This window comes from Achromobacter sp. UMC71 (assembly GCF_014170305.1).
Lineage (GTDB): Bacteria > Pseudomonadota > Gammaproteobacteria > Burkholderiales > Burkholderiaceae_B > Achromobacter.
Genome location: NZ_LZZT01000058.1, coordinates 31,690 through 53,422, shown reverse-complemented (window position 1 = coordinate 53,422; position 21,733 = coordinate 31,690). Strand labels below are relative to the sequence as shown.

Sequence of the window (21,733 nt, the reverse complement as noted above, 5' to 3'; positions counted from 1 at the left end):
GCCGATCCCGCGCCCATCCATGTCCGCCGCCGCCCCTGCCCGCCCCACCCCGCTGCAAGTCGATCTGGCCCGCCTGATCGCGCAGGACATCGTGACCCGGCGCTACATGCCCGGCACCCACTTGTCCGAGGAAGCGCTTGCCGCTGGCTACGAAGTGTCGCGCACCCCGGTGCGCGGCGCGCTCAAGCTGCTGGCGACGCAGGGCCTGATCACGCACCGGCCCAACAGCGGCTATACCGTGGCCGACAATGCCGCGCTGGCGGATGCCGCCATTGCCGGCGCCGGCCCGACCCAGCAGGAGCTCTACCGCCGCCTGATCGACGATCGTGCCGCCCGCGTGCTGCCCGACCAATTCACCGAACGCGACCTGCTGCAACGCTATCGCGCGCCGCGCAGCGTGCTGGCCAAGGCCTTGCTGCAACTGTCGGCCGACGGCCTGATCGAAAAGCGCAAGGGCCACGGCTGGCAATTCGCGCCGTCGCTGGAAAGCCGCGCAGCGCTCGATGAAAGCTACCGCTTCCGCATGGCGATCGAATGCGCCGGCCTGCTGGAACCCACCTTCCAAGTGGATCGCGACGCCCTGGCCCGCATGCGGGCCGCGCACGAAGCGCTGGCCGAGCGCGACGACGCCGCCATCTCGGCCACCGAATTCTTCGCTCTGAACGCCTCGTTCCATGAACTGCTGGCGCGCTTCTCGGGCAACCGCTACCTTTTGCAGGCCGTGCAGCAGCAGAACCAGCTGCGCCGCCTGGAGGAACACGCCGCCTTCCACCGCGACGCGCGCTACATCGGCTCCACCCGCGAGCATCTGCAAATCATCGACGCCCTGGAAGCCGGCGACCAGGAACGCGCGGCGCAGCTGATGCGGCGCCATTTGCAGGCCTCGCTGCAGGCGTCCTGACGCCGGCGGCCGGCGCCCCCTCTGCCCGCTTCGGCATTTCCCCTTCGATATCCGCCGGCCTTCACGCCGGACCGCCCCGCCTGCCTGGCTGCCATCTGGCCGCCGGCCTTCGCAACCCCCAAAATTGTATTTTTCTTTGTATTAATACAAAATAGACGGACCCTGAACTTCCAGAAACCAGGATTCCCATGTCTTCGCCCGCGTCCCGCCCCGCTCCCGCCCTCAACGCCGCAGCCTATTGGATGCCCTTTACCGCCAACCGGCGGTACAAGCGCGATCCGGTGCTGTTCAGCGCCGCCGAAGGCATGCACTACATCCGGCCCGACGGCCGCCGCGTGCTGGACGGCATCGCGGGCCTGTGGTGCGTGAACGCCGGCCACCGCCGCCCCGAGATCGTCGACGCCATCGCCCGCACCGCCTACGAACTGGACTACGCGCCGTCGTTCCAGATGAGCCATCCGCTCGCGTTCGAACTGGCCGAGACGCTCTGCCAGGAAGCCCCCGCCGGCTTTTCCAATGTGTTCTTTTCGAATTCCGGCTCCGAAGCCGTCGACACCGCGCTGAAGATCGCGCTGGGTTATCACCGCGCGCGCGGCCAGGGCCAGCGCGTGCGCCTGATCGGACGCGAACGGTCGTATCACGGCGTGGGTTTCGGCGGCCTGTCGGTGTCAGGCATCGCCGGCCACCGCAAACCCTTCGGCAACCTGCTGCCCTACGTCGACCACCTGCCGCATACCTATGACCGCGATCAGATGGCCTACACCCGCGGCCAGCCCGATTGGGGCGCGCACCTGGCCGATGCGCTCGAACGCATCGTGGCGCTGCATGACGCCTCCACCATCGCGGCCGTCATCGTCGAGCCCGTGGCGGGGTCCACCGGCCTGCTGGTGCCGCCCAAGGGCTATCTGCAAAAACTGCGGCAGATCTGCGATGCCCACGGCATCCTGCTGATCTTCGACGAAGTGATCTGCGCCTTCGGCCGCATCGACGGCGCCTTCGCCTCGGCGCATTTCGGCGTCACGCCCGACCTCATCACCAGCGCCAAAGGCCTGACCAACGGGGCGATCCCGATGGGCGCCACATTGGTGCGCCAGCATGTCTACGATGCCTTCATGCAAGGCCCGGGCAGCGCCATCGAACTGGCCCATGGCTACACGTACTCGGGTCATCCGGTGGCCTGCGCAGCCGGGCTGGCGACGCTGGACATCTGCCGGCGCGAAGGCCTGTTCCAGCGCAGCCGCGAACTTTGGCGCTACTGGGAGGACGCGGCGCACAGCCTGAAAGGCCTGCCGCATGTGGTGGACATCCGCAACATCGGCCTTCTGGCCGCGATCGAGCTTGCGTCTCAGGACGGCAAGCCGGGCCAGCGCGGCTTTGCCGTGCACCAAGCCTGCCTGGAACGCGGCTGCCTGATCCGCTCGGCCGGAGACACGATGCTGTTGTCGCCCCCGCTCATCATCGAGCGGTCGCAGATCGATGAATTGTTCTCGGTGCTGTCGGACGTGCTGCGCGCCGCAGCCTGAGCGCGGGCGCCATCCAGGGCAGCGGCTTTGCCGGGCCGCGCCGCATCCTGCATCCTGCGCCCGGCAAAGCCCGTAGCCCCCCTCGTCAGCCGAGACGGCGCGCCACGGCCTCGACCACCCGGCGCACGTCCTCGGCGGACACGTCCAGATGCGTCACCAGCCGGGTCGGGCCGCCGTAGACCGCTCGCATCAGGATGCCGTCGGCGGCCAAGCCTTCGGTCAGCGCATCGCAACGCGCCGGCTCGAATTCCGCGAACACCATATTGGTGTCCTGGCTCAGCACCCGCACGCCGGCAATACCGCGCAGGCCGGCGGCCAATTGCCGCGCATGCTCGTGATCGTCGGCCAGGCGGTCGACATGGTGTTCCAGCGCGTACAGGCAGGCCGCCGCCAGCACGCCCGATTGACGCAGGCCGCCGCCCAGCATCTTGCGCCAGCGGCGCGCGCGGGCGATCAGCTCGGCGCTGCCCACCAGCACCGAACCCACCGGCGCGCCCAAGCCCTTGGAAAAACAGATCGAGACCGAGTCGAACGGCTCGCACAGGTCGGCCAGCGGCTTGCGGCTGGCGACCGCCGCATTGAAGACGCGCGCGCCATCCAGGTGCGTGCCCAGTCCCTGGCCGCGCGCCCAATCGGTGGCCGCGCGGATGTAGTCGGCCGGAATCAGCTTGCCGTGAAAGGTGTTTTCCAGCGCCAGCAAGCGCGTACGGGCGAAATGCGGATCGCCCTGGGGCTTGACCGCGGCGGCCAGCTTTTCCAGCGGCAGCGAGCCGTCTTCGGCGTGTTCGATCGGCTGGGGCTGGATGCTGCCCAGCACCGCGGCGCCGCCGCCTTCGTACTTGTAGGTGTGCGCTAGCTGGCCCACCAGGTATTCGTCGCCGCGTTCGCAGTGGGCCATCAGGCCGGCCAGGTTGCTCTGGGTACCCGACGGGAAGAACAGGCCGGCGGCCTTGCCGGCGCGCTCGGCCACGGCCTGCTGCAGGCGGTTGACGGTGGGGTCGTCGCCCATCACGTCATCGCCCAGCGGGGCGCTGGTCATGGCCTGCAACATGCCCGGCGTCGGCCGGGTGACGGTATCGCTGCGCAAATCGATCATGAAAATGCCTCGGATAGAAAACGGAATTCGGAAAACCGCGGGTTCAGTCCGCGCGCACCGCCGGCGCCGCGCGGCTCACCACGAAAATACCGGCAAGGATCAAGGCCATGCCGCCCAGCTCAACCAGCGACGGACGTTCGGACAGCACCACCCACGCCATCAGCATCGCCACCACCGGCACGCCCAGGCTGGACAGACCGGCGATGGATGCCGGCACCCGTCGCACCACCTGCAGCCACAGCAGCCAGCCAGCGGCCGTGGCGATCAGGACGATATAGGTCATGCCGGTCCAGAGCTGCCAGCCCCATTGCGCGGGAATCTGCGGCACCAGGAACGCCACAGGCGTCACGACCAGGCCGCCGAACAGCATCTGCCAGGCGGTGAAAGTCATCACATCGGGTGCATGGCGGTCGAACATGCGCTTGGACAGCACGGTGCCGACGCCCCAGCACAAGCCGCTGCCCAGCCCCAGCAGCACGGGCTTCAGGTCGCCCAGGCCATGCCACGGCTCGATGAACAGCACCAGGCCGATCGCCGCCATGCCGATGCCCACGCCGTGCCGCGCCGTGGGCCGCTCGCCCAGCATGCCCCAGGCGAACAGCACCACCCAGAACGGCATCGTATAGGCCATCAATGACACCTTGCCCACGCCGCCGGACACCAGCGCGGTCTGCACGAAGCCCTGGAACCCCGCGGTCTGGGTCAGGCCGATCAACAGGGTCAGTTTCCATGGCGGCATGGCCAGCGGCCGGCGGGTCGCGATCGCCAGCGCGAACAGCACCAGGCTGCCCACCACATACCGCAACGCCACGAAATCGAAGGGCCCGATGTAGGGCACGATCAGTTTCATCGCGATCCAGCTGCCGGCCCACACGAGGATGGTGCTGAACATCAGGGCAAGCCCTGCGCGATCAAAACTGCTGCGGCTCACGGCGGCGTCTCCGGTGGATTATTTTTGAAAGGGAACAAAACGACGATGCCCATACCGGCAAACCGGTATGGGCATCTCGCATTATGCTCCCGCCGCGCGGGGATCGGGCCACGCCGTCCGCGTTGCGGACGGGCGCAAGCCATTTACAGCGGCTTGGACAGCTGTTCCAGGATGGCCGGATTTTCCAGCGTCGACACGTCCTGGGTCACTTCCTCGCCCTTGGCGACCACGCGCAGCAGGCGGCGCATGATCTTGCCGGAACGGGTCTTGGGCAGGTTGTCGCCGAAGCGAATGTCCTTGGGCTTGGCAATCGGGCCGATCTCCTTGGCCACCCAGTCGCGCAGCGTCTTGGCGATGGCTTGCGCATCGGCGCCTTCGGGACGTGCGCCCTTGAGCACCACGAACGCCACCACGGCTTCGCCGGTTGTGTCGTCGGGGCGGCCGACCACGGCAGCTTCCGCCACCAGTTCGTGCGCGACCAGCGCCGATTCGACTTCCATGGTGCCCAGGCGGTGGCCCGACACGTTCAGCACGTCGTCAATGCGGCCCATGATCCAGAAGTAGCCATCCGCGTCGCGCTGCGCGCCGTCGCCGGCCAGGTAGTAGCCGCGCAGCTCGGGCGGAAAGTAGCTCTTCTTGAAGCGTTCGGGGTCGCCCCAGATATTGCGGATCATGGCCGGCCACGGACGCTTGATGACAAGGAAGCCGCCATTGCCCTGGTCGACGTCACCGCCCGTCTCGTCCACGATCGCCGCGGCGATGCCCGGCAGCGGCAGCGTGCAGGAACCCGGCTTGGTGGGCGTAGCGCCCGGCAGCGGCGTGATCATGTGGCCGCCGGTTTCGGTCTGCCACCAGGTATCGACGATGGGGCAGCGCTCGCGGCCGATGTTCTTGTGATACCAGATCCACGCTTCGGGATTGATGGGCTCGCCCACCGTGCCGATGATGCGCAGGCTGTCCAGGTCGTACTTGGACGGATGGGTTTCGGGCGCGGCCTCGGCGGCCTTGATCAGCGAACGGATCGCGGTGGGCGCGGTATAGAACGTGGTGACCTTGTGGCGCGCGATCATGTCCCAGAAGCGGCCGGCGTTGGGAAACGTGGGCACGCCTTCGAACACCACTTGCGTCAGGCCCGCGGCCAGCGGGCCGTAAGTGATGTAGGTGTGGCCGGTCACCCAGCCCACGTCGGCCGTGCACCAATAGACGTCGTCCTTGCGGGCGTCGAAGGTCCACTTGACGGTCAACAGCGCCCACAGCAGGTAGCCGGCGGACGAATGCTGCACGCCCTTGGGCTTGCCCGTCGAACCGGACGTGTAAAGGATGAACAGCGGATGCTCGGCGTTGACCGGTACCGGCTCGCAGGTGTCGGGCTGGCCCGCCTCGACGTCATGCATCCAGAGGTCGCGCGTGTCGTTCCATTGCACCTTGCCGCCGGTGCGGCGGTAGACGATCACCTGGCGCACGGCTTCGCAACCGCCCATGGCGATGGCTTCTTCCACCGCCGGCTTGAGCGGAATGGTCTTGCCGCCGCGGACCTGCTCGTCGGCGGTGATGACCAGCGATGCGCCGACGTCGACGATGCGCTCCTGCAGGCTCTTGGCCGAGAAGCCGCCGAACACGACCGAGTGCGTCACGCCCAGGCGAGCGCAGGCCTGCATGGCCACCACGGCCTCGATCGACATGGGCATGTAAATGATGGCGCGGTCGCCCTTCTTGTAGCCCAGCGCGGCGATGCCGTTGGCGAAGCGGCACACGCGCGCCAGCAGTTCGCGGTAGCTGACCTTGTTGACCTTGCCGTCATCGGTTTCGAAGATGATGGCGGTTTTGTCGGCGTTGCCGTTGGTCAGGTGCACGTCCAGGCAGTTGGCCGAGACGTTCAGTTCGCCGTCGCCGAACCAGCGGTAGAACGGCGCGTTCGATTCGTCCAGCACCTCGGTGAACGGCTTGGTCCACTGCAGGTTGTCGCGGGCCTGGCCGGCCCAGAAGCCGTCGAAGTCCTTTTCGACTTGCGCGCACAGCGCGTTGTAGGCATCCATGCTGGGAATCGCGGCGCCCTGCGCCGCGCGCTCGGGCGGCGGAAAGACCCGGGTTTCTACCAGTACGGACTCAATAGCATTCGACATGATCTTTGTCTCCAATCTGTGATTCTGTTGTTGATGCTGTTTTCTTTTATTGCCCACTCGCAACCGTATCGCCACGCTCTTACGGGCACCTTACGCAAAATGCGGGCCAGAGCCCGCATCGCTACAAGAGCGCAACCGCTGGCCACGGCGGCAAACGGCATCGACAACCTGACAGCGCATACGCAAACCACCGGACGCCGCGCCGCGCGCGGGACAGCGTCCGGGACTTCGTAAGAATATCAGTTGCAGCGGGTGGCTGCGGCGGGCGCGTCCGCTACGCGGCCTGTCGCGCCAGCCCGCGCGCCATGTCCACGCGCGACAGGAGCGCAAGGCCGCCCACGAAGAACAGCCCGGTGACCAGAATGGCCAGGCGGTGGTTGCCGTGCGTGGCCCAGGTGACCAGGCCGTAGGTCAGCGGACCGATGACGGCGGCCAGTTGCACCGCGAAGGTCCACAGCGAGAAGAATTCCGCCAGGCGCCCCGCCGGCGCCAGCGCGCCGGTCATGGCGCGGCCCGCGCTCTGGGTGGTGCCCATGCACAGGCCCGCCAGCGTGGCGGCCACCCAGAACACCGGCGCGGTCACAGCCGCATAGGCCACCAGCACCATCACGATCCAGCCGCACAGCGTGATGGCCAGCGCGGGCTTGTGCCCGATGCGGTCCTGCACATAGCCGAACGAGAATGCGCCGGCGGCGGCGCCGATGTTGACCGTGAACACCAGCAGCATGATCTGCGGCGTGGTGAAGCCCATGACCTCGGACGCGTAGACCGCCGCCAGCGTGATCACCACCGAGATGCCCGCCTGGTAGCAGGCGATGCACATCAGCAGGCGGCGGAATTCGGGAAAGTGCTGGCCGGTTTCGCGCCAGGCGTAGGCCAGCCGCTTGAACACATCCAGCGCCTGCTTGGGCTCGGCCTGCGGCCGCGCGCGTTCGCGCAGCATGAAGAACGACGGCAACGCCGCCAGCGCAAAGACCGCGCAGGTCACCAGGATGACCCGCGGCACGAAATGCTCGGCATCCAGCCCATCGGCCTCGGCCAGCTTGACCACGACCAGCGACAAACCCAGCGTGAGCATGCCGCCGCAATAGCCGAAGCTCCAGCCCCACCCCGACACCCGGCCCAGCGCCGAAGGCTTGGCCAGTTCAGGCAGGAACGCCGCCACCACGGACTCGCCGATGCAATAGCAGTAATTGGAGACGACGATGGCCGCCAGGGCCAGCCAGACATCACCCGGGCCGGCCTGGGTCAGCACCAGCGTGGCCGCCACGCAGCCGGTGGTGCTGGTGTAGAGCAGGCGCCGCTTGCTGGCGCGGGCATCGGCCCGGGCGCCCAGCGTGGGCATGGTCAGCATGATGAGCAGGTAGGACAGCGACAGCGCCGCCGTCCAGGCCAGCGTGGCCCACGGCGCACGGCCGCCCACCACGCTGACGAAATAGGTGCTGAACACCGCCGTGAGGATCACGGTGGTGTAGCCGGAATTGGCGAAGTCGTACATGGCCCAGGCCCAGACTTCGCGCTTGGCCACGCCGGGGTTCAGCGGACCGGAGTCCGCCGCCCCCCCGGCCGGCGCGGCAAGGCTGGTGGGCGCTTGCCGCGGCGTTTCCTGGCTCATAGGCCCAGCGCGGCGATGCCCGCCTGGGCGACCTGGACGTCTTCGGTGGACTTCACGCCCGACACGCCGACGGCGCCAACCACTTGGCCGTTGACCTGGATCGGCACGCCGCCTTCCAGCATGCCTTCAAGCAGCGGCGCCGACAGGAACGAGTAGCGGCCGTTGTTGATGATTTCTTCGTAGATGCGCGATTCACGGCGGCCCAGCGCCGCGGTCTTGGCCTTGGCCGGCGCGATATGGGAGGAAATGGGTGCGGCGTCGTCCAGTCGCAGCATGCCCAGCAGATGACCGCCATCGTCCGACACGGCGATGGTGACCGCCCACTTGTTCTGCAGGGCGTGTGCTTCGGCCGCGGCCAGGATTTTCTTGACGTCTTCGGCGGTCAGCACGGGTTTGGTGTTCATTGCAGCGACTCCTTGATTTGTTCGAGAGCGGTGGGATCTTCGATGGTGGTCAGGTCTCCGGGGTCGCGGCCTTCGCAGACGGCGACGATCGCGCGGCGCAGCACCTTGCCGGAACGGGTCTTGGGCAGCGCGCCCACGAACCGGATCCGGGCCGGCCGAGCCACCGCTCCCAGCTGATCTTCCACCAGCCGCATGATATCCCCTTCCAGCTGCTTTGCGCCCTCGGAACTGTCCGCGATCGCGGGATTCTTCAGCACCGCGAAGGCCATCGCGACCTGGCCCTTGAGCGCATCGGCCACGCCCACCACCGCGCACTCGGCAATGCCGCTGTGGCTGTTGACCGACTCCTCGATCTCTCGCGTCCCGAGGCGGTGACCCGCCACGTTGATCACGTCGTCGGTGCGGCCCAGGATGAACCAGTAGCCGTCCGCGTCGACCAGTCCCCAATCGAAGGTGGAATAGACCTGACGGCCCGGGATCGACGTGAAATAGGTCTGGACGAAGCGCTCGTCGTCGCCCCAGATGGTGGACATGGCGCCGGGGGGCAACGGCGGCACGATGGCCACCACGCCCTTCTGGTCGGGCCCCAGGTCCTGGCCATCGGCTTCGCTGACGATGCGCGCGTCAAAGCCATACACCGGGAATGACGGGCTGCCGTAGCGGGTCGCCACCTTTTCCACGCCCGGCTGGGCCGACAGAATGGGCCAGCCGGACTCGGTCTGCCAGTAATTGTCGATGATGGGCTTGCCCAGCCCTTCCGAAATCCATTTCGCGGTGGGCTCGTCCAGCGGCTCGCCCGCCAGGTACACCGCCCGCAACGTGGACAGGTCATGCTTGGCCAGCAGCGCCGGATCCTGGCGCTTGAGCACCCGCACCGCGGTGGGCGCCGAAAACAGCGTGTTGACGCCGAATTGCTCGACCAGCTTCCACAGGATGGCGCCGTCCGGACGCACCGGTGTGCCTTCGTACAGCACGGTCGCCTGACCGCCGATCAGCGGGCCATACACAATATAGGAGTGCCCCACCACCCAGCCGATGTCGCTGGTGCAGAAGAACGTATCGCCGGCGCGGCCGTTGAACAGGTATTCCATCGACGAGGCCAGCGCCACCGCATAGCCCCCCGTGTCGCGCTGTACGCCCTTGGGCTTGCCGGTGGTGCCAGAGGTATACAGGATGTAGCTGGGCTCGGACGACTCCAGCCAGGTCACCGGCACGTGCACGCCATGCTGGGCGGCGCGCAGCGTGGCGTAGTCCAGGTCGCGGCCGGCCACCGGTTCGAACGGCGCCAGGCCGCGATCAAACACCACCACCGAAGCCGGCGGGGTCTTGCACAGGCCAAGCGCCCGGTCCAGCAGGGGTTTGTAGGGCACCACCTTGCCGCCGCGCGACCCGCCGTCGGTGCACACGATCACCTTGGGCGAGGCGTCGTCGATGCGCTGCGCCAGGTTGACCGAGGCAAATCCCCCGAACACCACCGAATGCACCGCGCCGATACGCGCGCAGGCCAGCATGGTGAAAACGGCCTCGGGCACCATCGGCATGTACAGCAGCACCCGGTCGCCGCGGCCCACGCCCAGGTCGCGCAGCATGGCGGCCGCTGCGTTGACCTCGTCATAGACATCCTGGCGCGTGTAGACCCGTTCGCGATCGACTTCGGTCGACACCCAGATCAGGGCCGGCTTGTCGGCCTGGGTCGGCAGCCAGCGGTCCACGGCGTTGTAGCAGAGGTTGGTGGTGCCGCCCACGAACCACTTGGCGAACGGCGGCCGGGAAAAGTCCAGAACCGACTCGAAAGGCGTGTCCCAATGCACTCGGCCGGCCTCTTCGCGCCAGAAGGCGTCGCGGTCATGCACCGAGCGGTAATGGAAATCCCTGGTTTTTTGCATTTTTGTCTCCTGTTATTGTGCATACGCCTTATGGCCGATTGCTTTCTTTTTGAATTCTTCGGTCATTTTGGTTGGCAAACCTTGCACCAGGCTTGCCGCAGATCAAAAAATTCTGCCACGCGTCTACGCCTCACGGGCGCTCGGCTGGTTACAGTAACGAACCAGTCTTAAAAGTTTGGTAGAATCCCCGCGAAGTTGTGACAACATATCTGTTGGTTCGCTGCTTTATTCCAGCTGTTCAGGTGTTTTTTAGCGTTTTTGACGCTTTATTGCCCCTGATGCGCGAAATAAGCGGTTGGCCATCCCCAGGCGAATGCATCGACACTCCAAAAGCGCGCGACTGAATTCATCCTCTGGCCAGGCAAACCGCGGTCTGCGTTTGCTGGCGCTGGTGGCTTGCGTCGCGGGTCTGGCGGGTTGTGCAAACACCAATCAAAAATCCACCGCCTTTTCGTCCGAGATCGATCCCTACGAGACGGAATGGGTTGCCACCGCCGATGACCCGATCGGCATGCTGGTGGTGCAGAAATTCAAGCGCGACCGCCAACAGCGCGCCCAGTCGGGCGTCAGCAGCGACAACGCCATGGTCAGCGAAGCCCTGAACTACCTGGGCATCCGCTACCGCTTCGGCGGCAGTTCCCCCGACACCGGTTTCGACTGCAGCGGCCTGGTGGCCTACTCGGCCGAACGTTCGCTGGGCCTGAAGCTGCCCCGCAACGCCGCCGAAATCGCCCAGCAAGGCACCTCCGTCAGCAAGAACGAACTCAAGGCCGGTGACCTGGTCTTCTTCAACACCATGGGCCGCCGCTACTCCCACGTGGGCATCTACCTGGGCGACGACCGCTTCGTGCACTCGCCCAGCGCCGGCGGCGTAGTGCGCGTCGAAAACATGACCATGGCCTATTGGACCAAGCGCTACAACGGCGCCCGCCGCCTGGACAACAGCCTGATGGCCAGCGCCCGCGCGGCCAACTGATCCGGCATCCTCGCACGGCGGCCTGCCCCGCGCCATCCCCCAACAAGCAAAACGCCGCCGGACTTTCCAGTCCGGCGGCGTTTTTCATTTCTCTTCGCGGCCTTGGGGCCGCAGGCCGTTTCGGCCTCCCCAGTTCTTAGTGTCCGCAGCGGCGCGGCGAGCCGTCAGTGAACCGCGGCTCTCGAGCACAGCCCGCACTGCTGCAGGGCCTGCTGCATGCTGCACACCGAACGGCGACAAGCCACGACACGGATGCCGCCCCGCTGCGCCGCATTGCGGAACGTCTTCATGACGTTATGGCCCAGGAAATCCGTCAGCAAAATGACCAGCTGGGTGCCCGAGGGCAATTGCAACGTCTTCTTCTGATGCGAGGGGTCACGGCCACTGATGTGGTGCGTGATCGAAATATTGTGTCCTTTAAGCAGATCCGGGATGTTGCCGAGCCTGTCGGCGCCCACTACCACTGCACTCAATCCTGCCGTCATGTTGAACCTCACTGGGTCGTTGAGACTGGATGTAATGATAATGATTCCTATTTTTTAGTCAACTTAAATGAGATCAGTTCTTATTTAATTATTTTTATGAGCTTATGGAAAGAGATAGCGAGACACCCGTTCCGCCCTCTCCCGCAGAGGCTAGACGGCCAAAAAAAACGCGGCGCCCGAAGGAAGCCGCGTCTTGTGTTGGGGCGCCCATGCCGGCCGCGCCTACTTCGGCGCGCCCTGCACGGCTTCGGTCACGACCGCGCGGGTCAGGGACGGCGCCAGCATTTCCAGGAAGGTGTAGACGTAGTCGCGCAGGAACACGCCCGCCTTCACGCCCACGCGGGTGGTGTGCGTGCCGAACAGGTGGCCCACCGGCAGGCCGACAAGGTTCGAATCGCGCCGCGGGTCGTAGGCCACGCCAGCGATGATGCCGATCCCCAGGCCCACGTCCACATAGGTCTTGATGACGTCGGCGTCGATGGCTTCCAGCACGATATCCGGGTGGATGCCCTGGTTGGCGAAGACCTCGTCGATCGTGCTGCGGCCGGTAAAGGCGCGGTCGTAGGTCACGATGGGAAATTCAGCCAGTTGCGCCAGCGACAGGCGCTTGGCGGCGCTGGAGGTCAGCTCGGCCAGCGGATGGTCAGGGCGCACCACCACGGTATGTTCCCAGGCATAGACGGGCAACGTCGCCAGGCCGGGGGTCAGGGCCAGCGATTCGGTCGCCAGCGCCAGGTCGGCCTGTTCGTGCAGCACCATTTCCGCCAGTTGCGCAGGGCTGCCTTCGGCCAGCGATAGATGCACCTTGGGGAACTGCTTGCGGAATGCCGGAATGACGCGCGGCAGCAGATAACGGGCTTGGGTGTGGGTGCAAGCGATCACCAGGCCGCCTTCGTCGCGGCGGGCGAATTCATCGCTGACCTTCTTGAGGTTGTCGACTTCGCGCATGATGCGGTCGATCACCTGCGAGACCGCCAGACCGGGCTTGGTCAGCCCCTTGATGCGCTTGCCATGGCGTTCGAAGATCTTGATGCCGAGTTCGTCTTCGAACTCGATGATTGCCTTGGACACGCCCGGCTGGGAGGTGTAGAGCATCCGGGCGGCTTCGGTCAGGTTGAAGTCGCGCCGGATGGTTTCTCGTACAAAACGAAATTGCTGCAGGTTCATGAATTGGCCCCTGATAGACGGGCCAATTATAAGTAATAAGGACGCCTTGTCTTATAACTTATTTGTATAAGCTTAGGCGCAAGGCGTCCCTCTTTCAGCGCATCGAGATCGTGGTGTTCACGGTCTTGGCATGGGCCGACCAGCGCGCCGTCACGGTCTTGGTCTGCGTCCAGAACTGCACCGCCTGCTTGCCGTTGGGGCCCAGGTCGCCCAGCTTGGAACCGCGCGAGCCCGTGAAGCTGAACCAGGCCACCGGCACCGGAATCGGCACGTTGATGCCCACCTGGCCCACGTCGATGTTGTTCTGGAAGTAGCGCGCGGCGCCGCCATCCTGCGTGAACAGGGCCACGCCGTTGCCGTTGGGGTTGCGGTTGATGAATTCCACCGCGTCTTCCAGCGTTTCCACGCCCACCACGCATAGCACCGGCCCGAAGATCTCTTCGGTGTAGATGGTCATGTTCTCGGTAACGCCGTCGAAAATCGTGGGGCCGACGAAGTTGCCCTGCTCGAAGCCGGACACCTTCAGATTGCGGCCGTCCAGCAGCAGCTTGGCGCCTTCGTCCACGCCCTTCTGGATCAGGCTTTCGACGCGCTTCTTGGCATTGGGCGACACCAGGGGGCCCAGGTCGGCGGCACGATCCATGCCGGAATTCACCTTGAGCTTCTTGGCGCGCTCCACAAAGTCAGGCAGCCAATTGCGGGCATCGCCCACCAGCACCGCTACGGACGACGCCATGCAGCGCTGGCCGGCCGCGCCAAAGGCGGCGCCCACCAACTGGTTCAGCGCGACTTCCGGGTCGGCATCCGGCAGGATCACGCAGTGGTTCTTGGCGCCCATCATGGACTGGCAACGCTTGCCCGCGGCTGAGGCGCGATTGTAGATCTCGGTGCCGACACGGGTCGAGCCGATGAACGACACCGCCTTGATGTCCGGATGCTCGCACAGGCCATTGGCCGTGTCCGGGCCGCCGTGCACCACGTTGAGCACGCCCGGGGGCAGGCCGGCTTCCAGCGCCAGCTGTGCGAGGAATAGCGAGGCGGTCGGATCCTGCTCGGACGGCTTAAGCACGAAACTGTTGCCGCAGGCCACCGCGATGGGGAACATGAAGCAAGGCAGCATCACGGGGAAGTTGAACGCCGTGATGCCCGCGCACACGCCCAGCGGCTGGATCAGCGTGTAGACGTCGATGCCGGACGCGGCATTCTCGGCGTATTCGCCCAGCTGCAGATTGGCAATAGAGCAGGCATGTTCGACCACTTCCAGGCCGCGGCCGACTTCACCCTCGGCGTCCGGCAGCGTCTTGCCGTGTTCGCGGGTGATCATCTCGGCCAGCTTGCCGGTGTTGGCGCGCAGCAGTTCCTGGAACTTGAGCATGACGCGCATGCGCATGCCCTGTCCGCTGTTGCGCCAGGTCTTGAAGGCTTCCTTGGCGTTGGAGACAGCCAGGTCCAGTTCTTCACGCGTGGCGAAGGGCACCTTGGCGACGACCTCCTGGGTGGCGGGGTTGATCACGTCGCGCCATTCGGTGGTTTTGGACTGCACGAGCTTGCCGCCGATCAATAGCGGAACGCGGGGGACTTCACTCATTTGATGCTCCTCACACTGCTTCGTCGATGCGGATGGAATCCGCGTTCATGAATCGTTGCGGGCGCGGCGCCGGCACAGGTCCGGCGCCGCACCCGCGTCTTACTTCTGGACCAGCGGGCAGGTCGAATCGGCCAGCGGCTGGAAGGCTTCGGCGGCCGGAATGGTTGCCACCAGCTTGGAATAGTCCCAGCCGCCCTTGGACTCGGCGGGCTTTTTCACTTCATACAGGTACATGTCGTGGATCACGCGGCCATCGGGGCGGATCGACGCGTTGCGCATGATCGGATCCTTGATCGGCAGTTCACGCATCTTGTCGGCCACCACCTTGCCGTCCGTGCTGCCCGAGGCCGCGACCGAACGCAGATAGTGCAGCACGCTGGAATACACGCCGGCCTGCGTCATGGTGGGCTTCAGGCCGCGGAAGGCCTTCTCGAAACGCGTGGCCCATTGTCGCGAGGCGTCGTCGTAATCCCAATAGAAACCGTCCACGTAAGACAGGCCCTGGGCGCTTTCCAGCCCCAGCGCGCGCAGGTCCGACAGGAAGATCAGCAGCGACACCAGGCGCTGGCCGCCGGCCACGATGCCGAACTCGCGCGCCTGCTTGACCGCGTTGACCGTGTCCTGCCCGCCGTTGGCCAGCGCCACGACCTGTGCCTTGGAGCTTTGCGCCTGCAGCAGATACGAGGCGAAGTCCGGCGCGTTCAGCGGATGGCGCACACTGCCGGCGACCGTGCCGCCCAGCGCCTTGACCGCCTTGGCCGTGTCCGCTTCGAGCGAGTGGCCGAAGGCATAGTCCACGGTGATGAAATACCAGGATTTGCCGCCCGCCTTGACCGTGGCCTTGGCGCCGCCGGCCGACTGCGAATAGGTGTCGAACATCCAGTGAAAGCCGACCGGCGAGCATTCCTTGTTGGTCAGCGCCGTGGTGGCCGGGCCCGAGAACATCACGACCTTGTTCTTTTCCCGCGCGATGCCCTGCACCGCCAGCGCTACCGCGGAATTGGTCAGGTCGGCGATGGCGGTGACGCCGTCGCGGTCGAACCATTCACGCGCCTTTGCCGCCCCCACGTCGGCCTTGTTCTGGTTGTCGGCCGAGACCAGTTCGATCTTCATGCCCTTGCACTCGGCCGCCAGGCAGTCGTCGATCGCCAGTTGCGCCGCCGCCACCGAACCCGCGCCGCCCATGCCGGCATAGGTGCCGGACATGTCCGTGAGAATGCCGATCTTTACCGGCGGCTTGTCCGCCGCGTGTGCCTGACTGACCAGCGCTGCGCCCAGACACAAGCCTGCGGCCAGTCCGCGTACGTGCAATTCCATGGATTTGTCTCCTGAGTTTTATACGTTATGGGACCGTCTTTGCGGCCTGCGGCTCCAGGAGCATTGCCCTAGGGCCTGCCGACCCAGTGTAGATGTGTGAAAATCAACAAGCAACACTAGAAATGCACATTCCTTGTGCATCAATGCACAACCAGAATAAAGGCCAGCGACGTGCTTGATTGGGACAGCCTGCGGTATTTCCTGGAAGTGGCCCGCACCCAGCGGGTCAGCGCCGCAGCGCGCAAACTCGGGGTCGAACACACCACGGTGTCGCGGCGCATCCGCGCGCTGGAGACCGAGCTGGACACCCTGCTGTTCGAGAAATCGCGTAGCGCCGGCTTCGTGCTGACCGAAGACGGCCAGCGCCTGTTCGTGCATGCCGAGCAGATGGAAAGCACGGTGCACACCGCGCGCGAGAACCTGTCCGGCATCGGGCAGGCCCTGTCGGGCCACCTGCGCATCGGCGCGACGGAAGGTTTCGGCAGCTATGTGCTGACGCCGCTGGCGGCCGATTTCCAGCGCCGCTATCCGCACATCACGCTGGACATCCTGCCGGTGCCGCGCTTTGTCAGCCTGTCCAAGCGCGAAGCCGACCTGGCCATCACGATCGAACGTCCCCAGCGCGGTCCATACGTCTGCAGCAAGCTGTGCGACTACACCTTGCGCCTGTATGGCACGCCAGGCTACCTGGCGCGTCACCCGCCCATCGAAAGCCGCGCCGACCTGGCCGGCCACAGCTTCATCGGGTATGTGGACGAACTGCTGTTCAGCGAACGCCTGCGCTACCTGGAAGACCTGCTGCCCGCCAGCCGGGTGGTGCTGCGCAGCACCAGCGTCGTGGCGCAATACCACGCGGCGCTGCAGGGCCAGTCGCTGGCCATCCTGCCCTGCTTCATCGCCGCGCAGGACCCGCGGTTAAAGCCCGTGCTGGAAAACGAAGTGGAAATCACGCGGTCGTTCTGGATGTACTGCCACGAAGACCTGCGCAAGCTCAAGCGCGTGACGGTGCTGTGGGAATTCATCCGCAAGTCGGTGCTGAAGAACGCCGACCTGCTGGCCGGCAAGCGCGGCACGATGAAGTATCTGCCCTGAAACGGGCCGCCGGGGCCCGCGCCCCGGCCTGGCGCCCGCGCCGGGCGGCGCGGGCCGCGGCCCCTAGCTGTTCTTGGGCGCCTTGACCCGCAGGCGGCGCATCAGCAGGAAGGCCGTCAACATGGCCACGATGATGTGGATCGCGAACGTGCCCACGCCGAAGCTGAGCTTGCCGTTGGAGATCCAGGCGCGCGACAGGTTGATCAGGTTCATGTACAGCAGGCCCACCAGGCCGGCGATGAGCAGGTCGCCGGAGCGGCCCAGGCGCGGATTCACCGCGCCCAGCGGAATCGCCAGCAGCGCCAGGTTCAGCGCGGCCAGCGGCAGCGAGATGCGCCACATCACCTGCGACCAGCTGCTGGTGGTGTTGTCGGCCATCAGTTGCGGCGTGGTGCGGGCCTTGGACGAGCGCTCGGCGGCGGCACGGGCCGAGGCGACCGGATCATCGCCGCCCTTGCTTTCCAGGCGCAGCCCGTATTTGTCGAAGTGCACCAGGCGGATCTCGGGCGTGCCCGGCTTCAGGTCATAGCGATGGCCTTCGCCCAGCACCAGGAAGCGGTCACCGTTGGGCAGGGTTTCGCTGTGGGCGCTGCTGGCGGTCAGGACGCTGAGCCACTCGGGGCCGGTTTCGCGGGCGAACACGTTGCCCAGTTCGTCGGTGGGCTTGGCCGGGTCTTCGGCGAAGAACACGCGGTTGCCGCCGGCGGATTCCGCGAACTGGCCCGCCGTGACCTTGGACAGGTCGGAGCGTTGTTCGAAGCGTTCGTGGTATTCGCCGATCTGGCGGTACGCCCAGGGCGCCGCGACCAGTGTCAGGCCCGCCACCGCGATGGCCACGGGAATCGCGACGCGCAGCACGGGCTTGAGCCAATCCGCCAGCGACAGGCCGCTGGCGAACCAGACGACCATTTCGGATTCCCGGTAGTTGCGCGTGACGGTGGTAAGCACGGCGATGAAGATCGAGACCGCCAGGATGGTCGGCAGCGCCGTGATGGTGGACAGCGCGGCCAGCACGAGCACGACGTCCGCCCCGATGTTGCCGCCCGCCGCTTCACCGAGCAGGCGCACCAGCAGCACGCTGAGCCATACGATGAGCAACGTGGAAAAGACAACGCCAGCGTGACTGGTGATCTCGCTGACGACAGAGCGTTTGAATAGAGACATGGGAGAATATGCGGGATAATCGACCGCATCATACAGACGCACACGGGAAACCCTCATGGAATTTAGCACACAGACCACCGCTTCCCTGCACCAAGTCAAAACGGCCGCGCTGGCGGTCGGGGTCTTTGCCGACGGCGTGTTGAGCCCCGCCGCCGACCTCATCGACCGAGCCTCCAACGGTGCCGTGCGCGCCGTCGCCAAGACCGAGTTCCGCGGCCGCGCCGGCGCCACCCTGGTGCTGCGTTCCCTGCCGGGCGTGGCGGCCCAGCGCGTGGTCCTGGTGGGCCTGGGCAAGCAGGACGAATACTCGGCCCGCGCCCACGCCTCGGCCGAACAGGCCTTTGCCGCCGCCTGCGTGTCGGCCCAGCTGACCGAAGGCGTGTCGACCCTGGCCGCCAATCCGATCCCGGACGTCGCCATCATCGCCCGCGCCCGCAGCGCCGCCATCGCGGCCGGCAGCGCCACGTATCACTACGACGCCAGCTTCGGCAAGCCCGACCGCGATGCTCGCCCCAAGCTCAAGAAGATCGTCCAGATCGTCGAGCGCGCCGACGCCAGCCAGGCCCAGAAAGGCCTGCGCGAAGGCGCGGCCATCGCCAACGGCATGGAGCTAACCCGCACCCTGGGCAACCTGCCGGGCAACATCTGCACCCCCACCTACCTGGGCGAAACCGCCAAGAAGCTGGCCCGCGAGTTCAAGTCGATCAAGGTCGAAGTGCTGGACAAGAAGCAGGTCGAGGCCCTGGGCATGGGCTCGTTCCTGTCGGTGGCGCGCGGCTCCGAGGAAGCCCTGCGTTTCATCGTGCTGCGCCATGCCGGCAAGCCCGTCAAGAAGGGCGCCAAGGCCGCGCAAGGCCCCATCGTGCTGGTCGGCAAGGGCATCACCTTTGACGCCGGCGGCATCTCGCTCAAGCCCGCCGCCACGATGGACGAAATGAAGTACGACATGTGCGGCGCCGCCAGCGTGCTGGGCTCGTTCCGCGCCCTGGCCGAACTCGAGCTGCCCCTGGACGTCGTCGGCCTGATCCCGGCCTGCGAAAACCTGCCGAGCGGCACCGCCAACAAGCCGGGCGACGTGGTCACCAGCATGGCCGGCCTGACCATCGAAATCCTGAATACCGACGCCGAAGGCCGCCTGGTGCTGTGCGATGCCCTGACCTACGCCGAACGCTTCAAGCCGTCCACTGTCATCGACATCGCCACCCTCACGGGCGCCTGCGTCGTGGCCCTGGGCCACGTCAACACCGGCCTGTTCACCAAGGACGACGCCTTGTCCGACGCCCTGACCGCCGCCGGCCGCCAGGCGCTGGACACCGCATGGCGCATGCCCATGGACGACGCCTACCAGGAGCAGCTCAAGTCCAACTTCGCCGACCTGGCCAACATCGGCGGCCCTCCGGCCGGCGCCGTCACGGCCGCCTGCTTCCTGTCGCGCTTCACCAAGTCGTACCGCTGGGCCCACCTGGACATCGCCGGGACCGCCTGGAAAAGCGGCAAGGACAAGGGCGCCACGGGCCGCCCCGTGCCGCTGCTGATGCAGTTCCTGCTGGATCAGGCTTGATCTCCCGGCCACGGAACCCGGCATGACGCGCATCGACTTCGCCTTCGGCGCGCCAGACCGCTTGCGCATGGCCTGCCAGGTCGTGCGCAAGCGCTACCTGGCAGGCCAGCGGCTGGTGGTGTACTGTAAGGAAGGCTCGCGGCTGACCGCCTTCGACCGCATGCTGTGGGCGTTCGACGACACCTCCTTCGTGCCGCACGTGTTGGCCAACGATCCGCTGGCGGCGGAAACCCCGGTCGTCCTGACTGCCGGCGATCCGCGCCAGGCGATCCAGGCGCCCGCCCAGGAAGACCAAGCCTTGCCCTGGCTGCTCAACCTGGACGACGGCTGTCCGCCGGGCTTCGACGCCTTCGAGCGCGTGCTCGAAATCGTCTCGGACGACCCCGACGACAAACTGGCCGCGCGCCAACGCTGGCGCACCTATGTGGGTGCCGGCCATACGCCGCAAAGCCACGACCTGTCCCGGCAGCAGGCCGGCAACTGACCGCCCCCCGTACCCGCGCGCCGTCCCCGGGCGGCGCCATCTCGACCCTCGGGAGCCCCTCATGCCCCACCCCTCCGATCCCGGCATTCCCACCCTGACCCAGCGGGCCGAACCCACCCTGTCGCCCTCGGCGTCGCTGCCGGACACCCCCGTATTGACCGAGGTGGCGGACGGCGGCGGACGGGCGTACCCTGACGAAAGCTTTCCGCTGCTGACCGACGTGGCCGAAGCGGACGACTTTCCGGTTCTGACGGACGCGGCAGATGCGGACGATTTCCCCCTGCTGACCGAATCGGCCGATCTGCCTTCCGCGGCGGCCAACGCTCCGGCACCCGCCGCCTTGACGTCCCCGCCGCCGGCCTCCATCCTGGCCGCCCGTCTACAGGCGGAAGTCGAGCAGGCCATGCGCCTGGCCCTGGCCGATGCCGTCGAGCAGCTCCAGGCCCGCATGGACGAAGAACTGCCCCGCATCGTGGCCCGGGTGCTGCAGGACCTGCGGCCGGGTTGAAAGCGGCCCTGCCGCCCCCACAACCCGACTACACTCCGCTACACCTGCCCTCATTCTTCCAAAAACTGGATTCTTCAGGGAACTGTAAGGTATCCTTGGCATCTAAGCCTTCAAGGCAAATAAATTTCTGCCGTACACAGGAGTCCTCCATGAACGAATATCGTCCGTCCCCCTTTAACCGTTCCGGCACCATCGCCGGCGCGCCGGGCGAGGTCGCGCGCAACCAAGTGCTGCGCAACACCTATTGGCTCCTGGCGCTCTCGCTGATCCCGACCGTGCTCGGCGCGGCTGTCGGCCTCTACACCGGCATCAACCGGGTCATGGGCGCCAGCCCCGGCCTGTCCGCCATCGTGTTCCTGGTGGGCGCCTTCGGCATGATGTTCGCGATCGAAAAGAACAAGAACAACTCCCTGGGCGTGGTGCTGCTGCTCGCCTTCACGTTCTTCATGGGCGTCATGCTGTCGCGCCTGCTGGGCTTCGTGATGGGCTTCAGCAACGGCTCGCAGCTGGTCATGACGGCCTTCGGCGGTACCGCGATCGTGTTCGGCACCATGGCCACGCTGGCCACCACGATCAAGCGCGATCTGTCCGGTCTGCAGAAGTTCCTGTTCATCGGCGCGGTCGTCATCCTGGTTGCCGCCCTGGCCAACATCTTCCTGCAGTTGCCTGCCCTGATGCTGACCATCTCGGTGCTGGCCATCGTCATCTTCTCGGCGTTCATGCTGGTTGACCTGCAACGCGTCGTGAACGGCGGCGAAACGAACTACGTTTCCGCCACGCTGGCCATCTACCTGGACGTCTACAACGTCTTCTCGAACCTGCTGATGCTGCTGGGCATCTTCGGCGGCAACCGCGAGTAATCGCGCACCGCTTTACCGGCAAAGCAGGGCCTGCATGGAATGTGCAGGCCCT

19 protein-coding genes are annotated in these 21,733 nt (G+C 66.0%); 8 read left to right on the top strand and 11 right to left on the bottom strand.

All coding sequences use genetic code 11. The annotated features are described in order from the left end of the window. Positions 1 to 19: 19 nt before the first annotated feature. A complete protein-coding gene (locus A9974_RS28170) occupies positions 20 to 901 on the top strand; it encodes a GntR family transcriptional regulator (protein ID WP_183007465.1) in 882 nt (293 codons plus the stop codon). A 188-nt stretch (positions 902 to 1,089) separates the two neighbouring features. Next, positions 1,090 to 2,424 (top strand): aspartate aminotransferase family protein, encoded by a 1,335-nt coding sequence (locus A9974_RS28165; RefSeq protein ID WP_183007464.1) that lies wholly within the window; start codon positions 1,090 to 1,092, stop codon positions 2,422 to 2,424. Positions 2,425 to 2,509: 85 nt separating this feature from the next. Here the strand turns inward: A9974_RS28165 and ltaE are convergent, their stop codons facing one another. The 6 genes from ltaE to A9974_RS28135 form a co-directional block, all read right to left on the bottom strand. After that, the gene (gene ltaE, locus A9974_RS28160; RefSeq protein ID WP_183007463.1) at positions 2,510 to 3,520 is read right to left on the bottom strand and encodes a low-specificity L-threonine aldolase; all 1,011 of its coding nucleotides are present in this window, start codon (positions 3,518 to 3,520) and stop codon (positions 2,510 to 2,512) included. A 43-nt stretch (positions 3,521 to 3,563) separates the two neighbouring features. Further along, the gene (locus A9974_RS28155; protein WP_183007462.1) at positions 3,564 to 4,451 is read right to left on the bottom strand and encodes a DMT family transporter; all 888 of its coding nucleotides are present in this window, start codon (positions 4,449 to 4,451) and stop codon (positions 3,564 to 3,566) included. A 143-nt stretch (positions 4,452 to 4,594) separates the two neighbouring features. Continuing rightward, positions 4,595 to 6,574: an acetate--CoA ligase gene (gene acs / locus A9974_RS28150; protein ID WP_183007461.1), complete on the bottom strand. Its 1,980-nt coding sequence runs from the start codon at positions 6,572 to 6,574 to the stop codon at positions 4,595 to 4,597. 274 nt (positions 6,575 to 6,848) lie between these two features. Further along, positions 6,849 to 8,189, bottom strand: coding sequence for an MFS transporter (locus A9974_RS28145; protein WP_183007460.1), 1,341 nt, complete (start codon positions 8,187 to 8,189; stop codon positions 6,849 to 6,851). Continuing rightward, positions 8,186 to 8,593, bottom strand: a complete 408-nt coding sequence (locus tag A9974_RS28140; RefSeq protein WP_183007459.1) for a heme-binding protein — start codon at positions 8,591 to 8,593, stop codon at positions 8,186 to 8,188. The genes A9974_RS28145 and A9974_RS28140 overlap by 4 nt, the downstream gene beginning before the upstream one ends. Next, complete coding sequence (locus tag A9974_RS28135; protein ID WP_183007458.1) at positions 8,590 to 10,479, bottom strand: propionate--CoA ligase; 1,890 nt, start codon at positions 10,477 to 10,479, stop codon at positions 8,590 to 8,592. The genes A9974_RS28140 and A9974_RS28135 overlap by 4 nt, the downstream gene beginning before the upstream one ends. A gap of 313 nt (positions 10,480 to 10,792) precedes the next feature. Between A9974_RS28135 and A9974_RS28130 the strand changes: the two genes are divergently transcribed. Beyond that, positions 10,793 to 11,455, top strand: a complete 663-nt coding sequence (locus A9974_RS28130) for a C40 family peptidase (RefSeq protein WP_183007457.1) — start codon at positions 10,793 to 10,795, stop codon at positions 11,453 to 11,455. 164 nt (positions 11,456 to 11,619) lie between these two features. Here A9974_RS28130 and A9974_RS28125 read toward each other — a convergent pair whose 3' ends face one another. From A9974_RS28125 to A9974_RS28110, 4 genes are all read right to left on the bottom strand, one after another. Continuing rightward, a complete protein-coding gene (locus A9974_RS28125) occupies positions 11,620 to 11,940 on the bottom strand; it encodes a DUF2325 domain-containing protein (RefSeq protein ID WP_183007456.1) in 321 nt (106 codons plus the stop codon). A gap of 222 nt (positions 11,941 to 12,162) precedes the next feature. Beyond that, positions 12,163 to 13,107, bottom strand: a complete 945-nt coding sequence (locus A9974_RS28120; RefSeq protein ID WP_025137156.1) for a CysB family HTH-type transcriptional regulator — start codon at positions 13,105 to 13,107, stop codon at positions 12,163 to 12,165. A 94-nt stretch (positions 13,108 to 13,201) separates the two neighbouring features. Beyond that, complete coding sequence (locus tag A9974_RS28115) at positions 13,202 to 14,695, bottom strand: CoA-acylating methylmalonate-semialdehyde dehydrogenase (RefSeq protein ID WP_183007455.1); 1,494 nt, start codon at positions 14,693 to 14,695, stop codon at positions 13,202 to 13,204. A gap of 99 nt (positions 14,696 to 14,794) precedes the next feature. Beyond that, positions 14,795 to 16,012, bottom strand: a complete 1,218-nt coding sequence (locus A9974_RS28110) for an ABC transporter substrate-binding protein (protein ID WP_183007454.1) — start codon at positions 16,010 to 16,012, stop codon at positions 14,795 to 14,797. A 171-nt stretch (positions 16,013 to 16,183) separates the two neighbouring features. Between A9974_RS28110 and A9974_RS28105 the strand changes: the two genes are divergently transcribed. Then, complete coding sequence (locus tag A9974_RS28105) at positions 16,184 to 17,104, top strand: LysR family transcriptional regulator (protein WP_183007453.1); 921 nt, start codon at positions 16,184 to 16,186, stop codon at positions 17,102 to 17,104. 63 nt (positions 17,105 to 17,167) lie between these two features. Here A9974_RS28105 and lptF read toward each other — a convergent pair whose 3' ends face one another. Next, positions 17,168 to 18,268: an LPS export ABC transporter permease LptF gene (gene lptF, locus A9974_RS28100; RefSeq protein WP_183007452.1), complete on the bottom strand. Its 1,101-nt coding sequence runs from the start codon at positions 18,266 to 18,268 to the stop codon at positions 17,168 to 17,170. Positions 18,269 to 18,323: 55 nt separating this feature from the next. On the opposite strand from lptF, the gene A9974_RS28095 reads away from it, so the two are divergent. The 4 genes from A9974_RS28095 (at position 18,324) to A9974_RS28080 (ending at position 21,681) form a co-directional block, all read left to right on the top strand. Further along, a complete protein-coding gene (locus A9974_RS28095; protein WP_183007451.1) occupies positions 18,324 to 19,829 on the top strand; it encodes a leucyl aminopeptidase in 1,506 nt (501 codons plus the stop codon). 22 nt (positions 19,830 to 19,851) lie between these two features. Next, positions 19,852 to 20,313, top strand: coding sequence for a DNA polymerase III subunit chi (locus A9974_RS28090; protein ID WP_183007450.1), 462 nt, complete (start codon positions 19,852 to 19,854; stop codon positions 20,311 to 20,313). 61 nt (positions 20,314 to 20,374) lie between these two features. Further along, the gene (locus A9974_RS28085) at positions 20,375 to 20,821 is read left to right on the top strand and encodes a hypothetical protein (protein ID WP_183007449.1); all 447 of its coding nucleotides are present in this window, start codon (positions 20,375 to 20,377) and stop codon (positions 20,819 to 20,821) included. Positions 20,822 to 20,970: 149 nt separating this feature from the next. After that, on the top strand, positions 20,971 to 21,681 hold the full coding sequence (locus A9974_RS28080) for a Bax inhibitor-1/YccA family protein (protein ID WP_025137148.1): 711 nt from the start codon (positions 20,971 to 20,973) through the stop codon (positions 21,679 to 21,681). Positions 21,682 to 21,733 lie beyond the last annotated feature (52 nt).